Annotated in this window: 10 protein-coding genes; all 10 read left to right on the top strand. The window is 73.5% G+C overall.

Annotation, left to right across the window (positions count from 1 at the left end; translation table 11 throughout):
• Positions 1 to 44: 44 nt before the first annotated feature.
• The 10 genes from ACZ7FF_RS31455 to ACZ7FF_RS31410 all read left to right on the top strand — a co-directional run bounded on the left by ACZ7FF_RS31455 (position 45) and on the right by ACZ7FF_RS31410 (position 12,237).
• The gene (locus ACZ7FF_RS31455; protein WP_470816413.1) at positions 45 to 1,919 is read left to right on the top strand and encodes an AfsR/SARP family transcriptional regulator; all 1,875 of its coding nucleotides are present in this window, start codon (positions 45 to 47) and stop codon (positions 1,917 to 1,919) included.
• A gap of 308 nt (positions 1,920 to 2,227) precedes the next feature.
• Entirely contained in the window at positions 2,228 to 3,772 is a 1,545-nt protein-coding gene (locus ACZ7FF_RS31450; RefSeq protein WP_470816555.1) for an acyl-CoA carboxylase subunit beta, read from the top strand.
• Entirely contained in the window at positions 3,769 to 4,011 is a 243-nt protein-coding gene (locus ACZ7FF_RS31445) for an acyl-CoA carboxylase subunit epsilon (RefSeq protein WP_470816411.1), read from the top strand. Before ACZ7FF_RS31450 ends, ACZ7FF_RS31445 begins: the two co-directional genes overlap by 4 nt.
• Entirely contained in the window at positions 4,011 to 5,009 is a 999-nt protein-coding gene (fabD, locus tag ACZ7FF_RS31440) for an ACP S-malonyltransferase (RefSeq protein ID WP_470816409.1), read from the top strand. Before ACZ7FF_RS31445 ends, fabD begins: the two co-directional genes overlap by 1 nt.
• A gap of 77 nt (positions 5,010 to 5,086) precedes the next feature.
• Positions 5,087 to 5,500, top strand: a complete 414-nt coding sequence (locus tag ACZ7FF_RS31435; protein ID WP_470816408.1) for an acyl carrier protein — start codon at positions 5,087 to 5,089, stop codon at positions 5,498 to 5,500.
• A complete protein-coding gene (gene acpS / locus ACZ7FF_RS31430; RefSeq protein WP_470816406.1) occupies positions 5,472 to 6,029 on the top strand; it encodes a holo-ACP synthase in 558 nt (185 codons plus the stop codon). Before ACZ7FF_RS31435 ends, acpS begins: the two co-directional genes overlap by 29 nt.
• Positions 6,030 to 6,139: 110 nt before the next feature.
• Positions 6,140 to 7,432 carry a beta-ketoacyl-[acyl-carrier-protein] synthase family protein gene (locus tag ACZ7FF_RS31425; protein WP_470816404.1) on the top strand — a complete coding sequence of 431 codons (1,293 nt, stop codon included), beginning with the start codon at positions 6,140 to 6,142 and terminating at the stop codon, positions 7,430 to 7,432.
• Positions 7,429 to 8,730 (top strand): beta-ketoacyl-[acyl-carrier-protein] synthase family protein, encoded by a 1,302-nt coding sequence (locus ACZ7FF_RS31420; protein WP_470816402.1) that lies wholly within the window; start codon positions 7,429 to 7,431, stop codon positions 8,728 to 8,730. Before ACZ7FF_RS31425 ends, ACZ7FF_RS31420 begins: the two co-directional genes overlap by 4 nt.
• A 37-nt stretch (positions 8,731 to 8,767) precedes the next feature.
• Positions 8,768 to 11,134, top strand: a complete 2,367-nt coding sequence (locus ACZ7FF_RS31415; RefSeq protein ID WP_470816400.1) for a beta-ketoacyl synthase N-terminal-like domain-containing protein — start codon at positions 8,768 to 8,770, stop codon at positions 11,132 to 11,134.
• A complete protein-coding gene (locus ACZ7FF_RS31410; RefSeq protein WP_470816397.1) occupies positions 11,131 to 12,237 on the top strand; it encodes a 3-oxoacyl-ACP synthase III family protein in 1,107 nt (368 codons plus the stop codon). The genes ACZ7FF_RS31415 and ACZ7FF_RS31410 overlap by 4 nt, the downstream gene beginning before the upstream one ends.
• The last annotated feature ends 22 nt before the right edge of the window (positions 12,238 to 12,259 follow it).

Below are 12,259 nucleotides of genomic sequence, written 5' to 3'. Positions count from 1 at the left end.
GCCGGAGTTAGTTTTCCGGCCACGGAAGGGACGGGTGGTCTTCGATGGAGATCCGGATACTGGGATCGATAGAACTGTGGACGGGCAGCGCCCTGGCCGACATCGGCCCCGCACGGCAACGCAGCATCCTCGGCGCCCTGTTGGTCGATCCCGAGCGCCCGGTGCCGCTGGAGTCCCTCGTCGACCGCGTGTGGGGGGACCGGCCGCCCGCCGGTGTCCGCAACGTCGTCCACACCTACGTCACCCGGCTGCGCCGTGCGCTCGACCGCGCCTCGGCGGAACTGCCCGAGCCGATCGGCCTGGTCAGATCGCCGGCCGGCTATCTGGTCTCGACGGATCCCGGCGCGGTGGACCTGGTGCGGTTCCGCCGCCTGCTCAAGGACGCCCAGCAGGAGACACTCCGCGACCAGGAACGCAGCGTGCTGCTCCAACAGGCCCTGGCCCTGTGGCGGGGCGACGCGCTGGGCGGCATGCACAGCGACTGGGCGGCCCGGGTCCGCGAGACGCTGCGGCAGCTGCACCACGAGGCACTGAGCCAATGGGCGGACACCGAGATCCGGCTGGAGCGCCCCGCCGCCGTCCTCGCGGAGCTGCGCGCCGCCCTGCTGACCGACCCGCTCTCCGAGCAGCTCGGCGAACGCCTGATGCTCGCCCTGTATCTGGAGGGGCGCAGCGTCGACGCCCTGGAGCACTACCAGTCGATGCGCGAGCTGATCGCCAAGGAGCTCGGCACCGACCCCTCGCCGCGGGTGCAGCAGCTCTACGAGACCATCCTGCGCGGCGAGGCGGCCTCTGTCGCCCCGGTGCCCGAGCGGAGCGCGGAGCCGCACGGGGTCGGGACGCACCCCGCCCCCGTCGCTGCCCGGCCCCGGTCCGCGGTGCCGCACATGCTGCCGCTGGACCTGCCCGACTTCACCGGCCGCGAGCGCGAACTCGACCTGGTCCAGCGGACCCTGACGCATCCTTCGGCCACCCAGCCGCCCGCCGTGGTGGTCGTCGGCGGCGGCGGGGTCGGCAAGACCGCGCTGGCCGTGCGCCTGGGGCACCGGCTCCGGTCCGCCTTCCCGGAAGGGCAGTTGTACGCGGCGCTGCGCGGCAGCGGCGCGCGCCCCGCGGATCCGCACGCGATCCTGGGGCGGCTGCTGCGCGCGCTCGGGACCGACCCGGACGAGATCCCGGCCGATCCCGACGAGCGCGCCGAGGTCTACCGGCTCGCCCTCGCCGGGCGCCGGCTGCTGATCACGCTGGACGACGCCTTCGACGACGAGCAGGTGCAGCCGCTGCTGCCGGGCAGCGGGGACTCCGCGGTGCTGCTCACCAGCAGAGGCCGGCTCAGCACGCCGCTCGGCGCCCGCGTCCTGAACCTGGCCGAGCTGCCGCATGGGCACAGTGTGCGGCTGCTGGCCCGGCTGCTGGGCGGCGAGCGGGTCACCCAGGAGCCGGCCGCGGCCGCCGCGATCGCCCGGTACTGCGGCGGGCTGCCGCTCGCCCTGCGCGCCGCCGCCGTACGGCTCAACGCCCGGCCCCACTGGTCGCTGCGCCGCTACGCGGAGCGGCTGAGCGACGTGGGGCGGCGGCTCGACGAGCTGACGCACAGCTCGCTGAGCGTGCGCGCCAGCTTCACCGCGTCCTACAACGCGCTGCCCGACGACGCCCGCGAGGTGCTGCGCTGCCTGGCCGACCTGACGGTGTCCGAGTTCGACGCCGATCTGGCGTGCCCGGTGCTGGGCAAGGACTTCGCCACGGTCGAGGACGCCTGCGAGCAGCTGGTGGAGGCCCACTTCCTGACGGTGGCCGAGCCCGCCGTGGCCGACCTGCCCACCCGCTACCGGCTGGACGGCCTGCAGCGCAGCTTCGCGGCCGGGCTCAGGACGGGTCACGTGGACGAGGCGGCCGAGGCCGTCCGGCCCTCCGCCTAGACCCCCTCCCGGGCTCTCCCGGGGGCGCCCGTCCAGGGCTCTTCGCGCACGTCCCAGGTCCCGTCACCACACCTGGTTCATTGGCGCCGGCCTGGGATTACACCCCCGGTCAAGAGGCGCTCCAGTCCCGTCAAGACGCGCTCAAGGCCTGCGCCCATCCCCGTGTCCGAGGGTTGCTGCGAAGGCCCCGAAGCGACAGGGCAGGACAGAGAGGGACCGCAATGGCTCTTCCGGACGCTCCCCAGGCCGTGCTGCCTGACCTCGACGAGACCGATCCCGAGATCACGGCACCGGTACGCACCGCGACGATGACGGATCTGACCGACGAGCTCACCGCCCGCCGGGCGGAGGCCCACTTCGGCCACGACCCGGAGGCCGACGCCCGCCATCTCTCCAAGGGCAAGCTGCTGGCCCGTCAGCGCATCGAGACGCTGCTCGACCCGGGCACGTTCACCGAACTCGGGCTGTTCGCCGAGCACCGGGCGACGGGCTTCGGCATGGAGGACTCCCACCCCGAGGGCGACGGAGTGATCACGGGCTGGGGCGAGGTCGACGGCCGTACGGTCTTCGTCTTCGCCCATGACGCCCGGGTACGCGGCGGCGCGCTGGGCGCGACGTTCGCCGCGAAGATCCACCAGCTGCTCGACCTCGCCGACTCCGTCGGCGCCCCGGTCATCGGGCTCAACGACGGCGGCGGCGCCCGCATCCAGGAGGGCATCGACGCCCTGGCGGGCTTCGGCAAGCTCTTCGCCCGCAACGTCCGCGCCTCGGGCGTGGTGCCGCAGATCAGCGTCGTGCTGGGCTCCTGCGCGGGTGGCGCGGTCTACTCCCCCGCGCTCACCGACTACACGTTCATGGTCGAGGGCATGGCCAACATGTTCATCACCGGGCCCGACGTGGTGCAGGCGGTGACCGGCGAGAAGATCACGCAGGAGGAGCTCGGCGGCGCCTACACCCACGGCACGCGAACCGGCGTGGCGAGCTTCGTGGCCCCGGACGAGGAGTCCTGCTTCGAGGGCGTCAGGGAACTGCTCTCCTACCTGCCGTCGAACAACGCCGAGACGCCGCCGTACACCAGGCCCCTGGACGAACCGGACCGGCGCTGCGAGGAACTGCTGCGCCTGGTGCCGGTCGACGACCGCACGCCGTACGACATCAGGACGGTCATCGGCCACATCGTCGACGACGGCGACTACCTGGAGGTCCAGGAGAGGTGGGCGCCGAACATCGTGTGCGCCCTGGCCCGGCTGGACGGCCACACGGTGGGCGTCGTCGGCAACCAGCCCGCCGCCATGGCGGGGGTGCTCGACATCGACTCCTCGGAGAAGGCCGCACGGTTCGTGCGCACCTGCGACGCGTTCAACATCCCGCTCGTGACGTTGGTCGACGTGCCGGGGTTCATGCCCGGGACCGACCAGGAGCACAACGCGATCATCCGGCGCGGCGCGAAGCTGCTGTACGCGTACTGCGAGGCGACGGTGCCGCGCGTGCAGGTCATCCTGCGCAAGGCGTTCGGCGGCGCGTACATCGTCATGGACTCCAAGTCGATCGGCTCCGACCTGTCGTTCGCCTGGCCGTCCAACCAGACGGCCGTGATGGGCGCCGACGGCGCGGCCAACATCATCTTCCGCCGGCAGATCAACGCGGCCGCGGAACCGGAGAAGGTGCGCCGCGAGCTGGTCGCCGAGTACACCGAGCAGCTGATGAACCCCTTCGTCGCCGCCCGGCGCGGTCATGTGGACGACGTCATCGACCCGGCGGACACCCGGCGGGTGCTGATCAAGTCCCTGGACATGCTGCGCACCAAGCGGGCCAGGCAGCCGCTGCGCAAGCACGGCAACGAGCCGCTGTGAGCACGCTGGAGGCCACCCCGCTGTCGGTGCTGCGGGGCAACCCGACGCCGGAGGAACTGGCCGCGCTGCTGGTCGTGCTCACCGCGGTGCTCCGCGCCCCCGACGCGCAGGAGGCGCCGCGGGCCGCCGGCCGCGGCTGGGGCAGGCCGGCCGCCTGGAACCGCCCCGAGCCGGCCACCGCACCCGACGCGGCCGGCTGGCAGCGCACCCCCGCACCGACTCACGGAAGGAGTACCTGATGACCGGTCGGACCGGCTTCGACGGCCGCGGCACGCAGACCAGCTGCCTGGCCATGTTCCCAGGACAGGGCTCGCAACGGCCCGGCATGGCCGCACACCTGCTCGACACCTATCACTCGGCCCGGCGGCTGTTCGCACGTGCCGACGAGATCCTGGGCCTGCCGCTGTCGCGGATCTGCGTGAGCGGAAGCGCCGAGGAACTCGCCCGCACCGAGATCACCCAGCCCGCGATCGCCACGACCAGCCTCGCCGTGTGGGAAGTGCTGCGGACGGCCGGCTACCGGCCCGGGGCGAGCGCGGGCCACAGCCTCGGCGAGTACCCGGCCCTGGTGGCCGCGGAGGTACTGTCCCTGGAATCGGCCCTGGAACTGGTGCAGTTGCGCGGCCGGCTGATGGGCGAGGTGGCCGCCGAGGTGCCCGGCGCGATGGCGGCCGTCCTCGGCCTGCCCGCGGACAAGGTGCTGGCCTCCTGCGCCGACGCCGACGGCTTCGGCCTGGTCCAGGTCGCGAACTACAACGAGCCGCTGCAGACCGTCATCTCGGGGCACGCCCGCGCCGTCGAGGAGGCCGGCCGGGTCGCGCTGGGCGCCGGCGCCGAGCGGGTCGTGCCGCTGAAGGTGAGCGCCCCCTTCCACTGCTCGCTGATGCAGGCGGTGGAGGAGGAGTTCACCGAGGCGCTCGCCGCCCGGCCGTTCGCCGATCCGGTCCTGCCGGTGATCAGCTCGGTCTCCGGCACCTACGTCCGCACCGGCGAGGAGGCCAGGGAACTGCTGCGGCGCCAGCTCACCGGCCCCGTCCGCTGGGTCGAGGTGCTGCGCACGGCAGCACGGCACCCGGTGAGCGCGTACACCGAGATCGGCCCCGGCCGGGTGCTCAGCGGGCTCGCCCGCCGGACGCTCGACGAGGTCCACACCCGCTCCAGCGGGGACCCGCGCCGCCTGGCGGCGCTCTGCTCCTCCCTGACCCCGGACACCTGGCAGGAACCGGTGGCGTCCTGACACCCCGACAGCCGTCGGCCCGCCGCACCATCCCGGCCCGTCCATCAGCAACAACTGTTCACGAAGGGTAAGAACACATGTCGTACCAGGAGAAGAACTTCTCCACCATCGTCCAGGACGCCGTCGCCGACGCGCTGGGCATCGACATCGAGGAGGTCGTGCCCGAGGCCACCCTGCTGGGCGACCTGGACGCCGAGTCCATCGACCTGCTCGACGTCCTGTTCCGCATCGAGCGGGCCTCGGACGTGAAGATCAAGGTCGCGGACATCGCCGAACTCCTCCAGGGCGGCATCCCCGACGAGGAGTTCGCCGACGAGGACGACATCATCAACGAGGTCGGCCTGGCGCAGCTGAAGAAGTCCCTGCCGCAGATCGACGTGCAGGAGCTGGCGGGCAAGCTCACGGCGGACGAGGTGCTGACCCTGTTCACCGTGCAGAACCTGACGGACCTGGTGGCCGAGCGTGCCTCACTCGCCGCAGCCGCTGCGTGAGCCGGGCGCGGGGCGGTCACCCGGCCGCCCCGGCCCGCCGCCGCTGCGGGTGCGCACCGGCGTGGACGTGGCCGAGGTGGCCCGGGTCGAGAAGCTGATGGCCTCGCAACCCGACCTGCGGGAGCAGGTGTTCACCCCCCGCGAGCTGGCCTACTGCGACCGCCGCAGACGCACCGGCGAACACCTCGCGGGCCGCTGGGCCGTCAAGGAAGCCGTACTCAAGTGCCTCGGGACCGGAATGACCCCGCGCATGGAGTGGACGGACATCGAGGTCGTCAACGACCGCGGCGGACGCCCCCGGGTCCGGCTGCACGGCGAGGTGGAGTCCGTCGCCCGGGCCCTCGGCACGTACCACATCGACATCTCCCTGAGCCACAGCGGAGGTCTCGCCGTGGCCAACGCCGTCCTGGTGTGCCCGGCCGACCCGCCAGGCACGGCCCCCGGTTCCGGGCCGCCCACCCGCACGACGCCCGACACGGCACCCCACAGCACACACACGGCAGAAGGAGACGATCGGCATGAGGCTTGACGGCCGGACCCCGCAGCTCGGCCTGGGGCGGTCCACGACCGAGGGAGGCCGATGATGCGGTCACACCTGATCGACCGCGCCGGCAGCCGGCCGGGGACGGAGGCGCTGCGATGAACCGCAGAGTGGTCGTCACCGGCATGGGCGCCGTCACGCCGCTCGGCAACGACGCCGAGAGCACCTGGCGGGGTCTGGCCGAAGGACGCAGCGGGGTCGGGCAGTTGACCTCGATCGACACCACCGGCCACGACGTGACCATCGCCGGCGAGGTCAAGGACTTCGACCTCGCCGAGGCCGTGCCCGCCTGGGTCGGCCTGCGCCACCTGCTGCGGCCGGGCACCTTCGGCGTGGGCGCGGCCTGGGAGGCGCTGCGCCACGCGGGTGTCGACAAGGACACCTACGACAGCGCGGACATGGGCGTGGCCATGGGCGCCAGCGTGGACCGACCGGACCTCCAGTGGCTGGTGGACGTCGGGGCGCTGCGCGAGGAGACCGGCCGTAGCGACGCGTTCTTCCCGTACGCGCCCTCGGACTCGCTGTCCTACAGCCAGAGCATCCCCACCGCCGCGATGGCCAGGATGCTGGACGCGACCGGCCCGATGCTGGGTGTGTCCACCGCCTGCTCGGGCTCCGGGCACGCCATCGGAGAGGCCTTCCGCACCCTTCAGGAGGGTGACGCGACGCTCATGCTCGCGGGCGGCTACGACTCGTTGACGTCCTGGCTCGACCTGGTGGGCTTCAGCCTGCTGGGGGCGCTGACCAAGGAGTACAACGACGACCCCACGCGGGCCAGCCGCCCCTTCGACGGGAAGCGGTCCGGGTTCGTCCTCGGCGAGGGCGGCGTCGCCTTCGTCCTGGAGGACCTGGAGTCGGCCCGCGCCCGCGGGACGCACATCTTCGCCGAGGTCCTGGGCTACGGCACCAGCCTCAACGCCTGGCGGGTCACCGACTCACCGCCGGACGGCAGCGGGGCCATCGAGTCCATGCAGGCCGCGATCGCGGACGCCGGTCTCGAACCGGCCGACATCGACTACGTCGCGGCACACGGCACCAGCACCCACGGAAACGACCTGTCGGAGACCACGGCGATCAAGAGGGTGTTCGGCGACCACGCCTACCGGCTGCTGGTCAGCTCGCCCAAGTCGATGGCCGGTCACCTCACCTCGGCGGGTGCCTCGTTGAGCGTGTTCGCCGCGATCGGGGCGATCAACCACGGTCTGGTGCCGCCGACCATCAACCAGGAGAGCCCCGACCGCAAGCTCGACCTCGACTTCGTCCCCAACACGGCGCGCAAGCAGGAGGTGCGGCACGCCCTCATCAACGCCTTCGCCTTCGGCGGCACCAACGTCGGCCTGGTCGTGGGGCGTTACGAGAACGAAGACGCCGAGACGGAGGAGCAGCGATGAGCGGCACCGGACGCCAGGTCGTCGTCAGCGGCATCGGCCTGCTGACCGCCCTGGGGGAAGGCCCCGAGGCCAACTGGAAGGCGATGGTGGCGGGCGAGTGCGGGATCGGCCCGATCCGGGCCTACGACCCCTCGCCGCTGCAGACCCGGCTGGGCGGCGAGATCCGCGACTTCGACGCCACCCGGTTCGCCAGCAAGCGCCAGCTGCGCACCATCAACCGCGGCGACCGCCTCGCGCTGGCCGCCGCCCGGCTCGCCCTCGACGACGCGGGTCTGGCGCACAACCAGGCCGGGGGCGAGGAACTCGGCCACCGGGCCGGCCTCTACCTCGGGGGCAACAAGTCGATCGGCCGCATGGACCAGCTGATCGAGGAGCTGAAGGTCATCCGCCGCCCGGACGGCCGGGCCGACCTGGCGCACCTGGGCCGGCACGCGGACGTCATCATGCCGCCGCTGTTCTTCGTCGAAGGGCTGCAGCCCGGCGCGGTGTTCAACATCTCGCAGACGTACGGCATCCGGGGCTCCAGCTCGTTCTTCGCGGGCGGCGCGGACGCGGGGGCCACCGCGATCGGCCGGGGCATGCGCGCGGTGCGCCGCGGCGACGCGGACGTGGTGATCGCGGGCGGCTACGAGGACGCCACCGACTGGTGGGCGATGACGCTGCTGGACCGGCTCGGCGTGCTGACCACGCGCAACGACCGCGGTCAGGCGGCGTACCGGCCCTTTGACCGCGAGCGCGGCGGAGCGGTCCCCGGCGAGGGTGCCGCGCTGCTGGTGCTGGAGGAGAAGCAGGCGGCGCTGCGCCGCGGCGCCCGCATCTACGCCGAGCTGACCGGCTACGGCGCCGGCCACGACTGCGGTACGCCGCCGGCGCCGGACGCCCGGGGCCGGGGCCTGTCGCGGGCGGTGCGGCACGCGCTGCGGGACGCCCGGCTGTCCGCGAGCGACCTCGGCTACATCGCCGCCGACGGCTCGGGGACCCGGCTCGGTGACGCCTCGGAGAGCGCGGGACTGCGCACCGCGCTGGGCGCGGCCGCCGCGTCCGTGCCGGTGAGCGCCGTGAAGCCGCAGACGGGTCACCTCGTCGGCGGCGGCGGTGCGCTGAACGCCGCCGTGTGCGCGCTGGCCCTGCACCACGGGGTGCTGCCCGCGACGCTCAACCTCGACGACCCCGACCCCGCGTGCGCACTGGACCATGTCCGCGGCAGCGCCCGGGAGTCCAGGCCCGCACACGCGATGGCGCTGGCCCGGGGCATCGAGGGCCAGGCGGTGGCCCTCAGCCTGTCCAGGCCCGCGTGAGCGCCGAACAGGCCTGTCCAGAAAGGGAAGCAGACGCATGAGTGACGTTCCTGACCAGGCCGTCCGCGTCGTGATCGCCGCCGTGGGCGCGATCACCTCGCAGGGCGGTTCTGCCGAGGCCCTGTGGGACGGGGTGCGCGCGGGGCGGGTCGCGATCTCGCCCGTACGCGGTCTGCCCATGGACGGCTACCAGACCACCGTGGGCGGCGAGATCACCGAACGCCCCTCCCCCGCCTACGACTACGCCCCGGGCTCCGGCGTCCGCGACTCCTGCGTGGACTTCGCGCTGACCGCCGCCGAGGAGGCCATGGCCGCCTCGGGCCTGAAGGTCGGCACGGACATCCCGGCCGAACGCTGGGGCGTCGCGTACGGCACCTGCCACGGCGGCTGGCGCAGCGCCGAACTCGCCCTGCGCCAGGTGCAGGAGGGCCGCACCCCCGACTGGCACCGGTACACGTTCGTACCGCCGCAGGCCGCCGCGGAGGCGCTGTCGGCCGCCTTCGGCCTCAAGGGTCCGGTGCTCAGCGCCAACACGGCCTGCGCCTCCAGCGCGCACGCGCTCGCCCACGCCCTGGACGTGATCAGGGCGGGCCGCGCGGACGCGATGCTCGTGGGCGGCAGCGACGCCTTCACCGAGTCGGCGTTCGCCGGGTTCAGCAGCCTGGAGTCGCTCTCCGTGCAGCCCGCGGCCCCCTACTCCAAGGGCCGCTCGGGCCTGTCGCTGGGCGAGGGCAGCGGCATGCTCGTGCTGCTGTCGCAGGCGGCGGCCGAGCGGACCGGCGCCCCGGTCGTCGCCGAGGTGCTGGGCTACGGCCTGTCCGCGGACGGCCACCACCCGACGGCGCCGCACCCCGAGGGGGAGGGCGCGGCGCGGGCGATCCGTGCGGCCCTGTCCTCCTCGGGCCTGACCCCCGGCGACGTCCGGTACGTCAACGGGCACGGCACCGGCACGCAGAAGAACGACGCGGCGGAGAGCAACGCGGTGCGTGCCGCGTTCGGCGACGCCGCCGAGAAGACCGCCCTGTCCAGCACCAAGTCGCTGATCGGGCATCTGCTCGGCGGGGCCGGTGCGGTGGAGGGCATCGTCACGGTGCTGGCGCTGCGCGACCAGGTGGCGCCGCCCACCGCCTCCTTCGCCGGGGAGGATCCGCAGTGCGGTCTTGACCCGGTGGCGGGGACGGGCCGCCCGATGGTGCTGGACACCGCGCTGTCCAACAACTTCGGGTTCGCCGGGGCCAACGCCACGGTCGCCTTCGCCCGCCCCGGCGGCGGCGCTGTGCCGGCTGCGGACTCTGGTCCTGACGACGTCGTGGTCACCGGCTTCGGTGTGCTCACCTCGGCGGGCGAGGGCGCCGAGGCGCTCTGGAACGCGTACGCGGCCGGGCGGCGGCAGGGTGTTCTGGAGGACGGACTGCGCCTGGCCCGGGTCGAGTTCGACCCCTCGGCCGCGGGCACCGCCCGGGAGCGCCGGCGCATGGACCGGATCTCCCAGCTCGCCGTCGCCGCCTGCCGGGCGGCCCTGGGACACGCGGACGCGTACGGCGACGCGGCCGCCACGGCCGCGACCGGCGTGGTGGTCGGCACCGCGATCGGTCCGATGGAGAGCAGCGAGCGGTTCACCGCCCCGGTGCTGTCGGCGGGCGCGCAGGCCGCGAACCCGGCCGTGTTCCCGGCCACCGTGTACAACGGTGCGGCCGGTCAGGTCGCCATGGCCCTCGGTACCAAGGGGCCGACGTCGACGCTGACTTCGGGCCACGCGGCGGGCGCCGCCGCGCTGGGCGCCGCGTACGACATGCTGCGCACCAGTCGCGCCGAGCGCCTGCTGGTGCCCGCGGTGGAGGCCTTCTCGCCGGGCGCGCTGGACGCGTACCGCGCCATCCCGCTGTTCGGTACGGCGGCCGGGCGCCGGTACACGCTCGCCGAGGCCGGCATCACGCTGGTGCTGGAGCGCCGGGAGAGCGCGGAGCGGCGCGGTGCCCCGATCCACGCCGTGGTCCTGGGCCATGCGACCGTCTCGGACGCCTGCGGCATCGGCCGCTGGGACCCGTCGGGCGAGGGCGTGGAGCGGGCGATGCGCGCGGCGCTGGACGGCGCCGGGCTGCGCCCCGAGGACGTCGGGGCCGTGTGGGCGAACGCGGCGGGTCTCGCCGCCGCCGACCGTCCTGAACGGGCGGCCGTGGAGCGGGTGTTCGACCTGGAGCGGGTGCGGTTCGAGGCCCCGAAGCGGGTGCTCGGCGAGCCGGCCGGCGCGGGTGCCCACCTGTCGGTGGTCCTCGCCGTCGGCGCCTGGCGCGGCGGTCGCGCCCGGCGCCCCGTCGTGGTCAACAGCTCGTCCCTCGGCGGCACCCACACCTCGCTCGTCCTTTCCCCCGCCCCCCTGCACGGAACGGAGCCCGGCCGATGAGCGCCGCGTACGACGTGAAGATCCTCTCCACCGGCGGCTATGTGCCCGGTGATCCGCTGGACAACGCCGCGCTGGAGAAGTACGTCGGGCCGCTGCCGGACGACGTCCTCGACGGCATCCAGGTCAAGACCCGGTACTGGATGATCGACCCGGCGACGGGCGAGCACGTGATCAACAACAGCCGGATGGCCGAGCGTGCCTCCCGGCAGGCCCTGGAACGGGCCGGTGTGGAGCCCGGCGAGGTCGACCTGATCGTGGTGTGCACGGCGACGCCGGAGTACACGCTGCCCAATGTGGCCACCACGCTGCAGCACTACCTGGGTCTGGAGAGCATCGCCGCGATCGAGATCCGCGGGGCCTGCGCGGGCTGGGTGCAGGCACTCGACCTGGCCAGGCGGCAGCTGTCCGACGGGACGGCGCGCACCGCTCTCGTGGTGGGCAGCGAGTGCGTCTCGCCGCTGATGGCGCCGCTGTTCCTGGACAAGGACCCGGCGCGCGTGCGGATGCGGGACCGGCTGACGCTGTACACGTTCGGCGACGGCGCGGGGGCCGTGGTGCTGCGGGCCGAGGCCGCACAGGACCCGGCCGGCCCACGGGCGGACGCGTCCACCTTCGTCAACGCCTGCGTGGGCGGCCTGCGCAAGCCGGGGATGGAGATCATCGGCGGTGGTACGGACGTGTCGCAGGCGGAGCAGCTGCGCCGCCGCCAGCTGATCCAGATGAAGATCGACGTGCCGGGCACCTCGTCCTTCGGGCCGCAGGTGTTCGTCCGCGCGATCCAGGAGCTGACGCGCAAGGAGGGCCGCCCCCTCTCGGAGTTCGACGCGATCGTGCTGCCGGAGGGCAACGCCGACTACTTCGCCGGCGAGTACGAGTCCGCCGGTCTGTCCGCCGAGGAGAACCAGGCGCTCACCGGGCGGATCGTGGAGAACCTGGCCGATGTGGGGGCCACCGGTTCCGCCGCGGTGCCGCTGTCGCTGGACGCGGGCTGGACCTCGGGACGCATCCGCCCCGGCCACCGCGTCGTGCTGCTCGGCATCGAGGCCAGCCGGTACGTCTACACCGGCCTCTCGATGACCTGGCAGGCACCGGTCCCGGCCTGAAACGGCTCCTCCGGCAGGGCAG

The sequence above is a fragment of the Streptomyces sp. NPDC037126 genome, assembly GCF_055605965.1.
Note: the sequence above shows the minus strand (reverse complement) of the source record. Positions and strands in the feature narration are given on the sequence as shown.

Excerpts from the sequence above, each read along its gene's own strand:
- ACZ7FF_RS31455 (WP_470816413.1), top strand. The coding sequence starts at position 45 with ATGGAGATCCGGATACTGGGATCGATAGAACTGTGGACGGGCAGCGCC.
- ACZ7FF_RS31450 (WP_470816555.1), top strand. The coding sequence starts at position 2,228 with ATGACGGATCTGACCGACGAGCTCACCGCCCGCCGGGCGGAGGCCCAC.
- fabD (WP_470816409.1), top strand. The coding sequence starts at position 4,011 with ATGACCGGTCGGACCGGCTTCGACGGCCGCGGCACGCAGACCAGCTGC.
- ACZ7FF_RS31435 (WP_470816408.1), top strand. The coding sequence starts at position 5,087 with ATGTCGTACCAGGAGAAGAACTTCTCCACCATCGTCCAGGACGCCGTC.
- ACZ7FF_RS31425 (WP_470816404.1), top strand. The coding sequence starts at position 6,140 with ATGAACCGCAGAGTGGTCGTCACCGGCATGGGCGCCGTCACGCCGCTC.
- ACZ7FF_RS31420 (WP_470816402.1), top strand. The coding sequence starts at position 7,429 with ATGAGCGGCACCGGACGCCAGGTCGTCGTCAGCGGCATCGGCCTGCTG.
- ACZ7FF_RS31415 (WP_470816400.1), top strand. The coding sequence starts at position 8,768 with ATGAGTGACGTTCCTGACCAGGCCGTCCGCGTCGTGATCGCCGCCGTG.
- ACZ7FF_RS31410 (WP_470816397.1), top strand. The coding sequence starts at position 11,131 with ATGAGCGCCGCGTACGACGTGAAGATCCTCTCCACCGGCGGCTATGTG.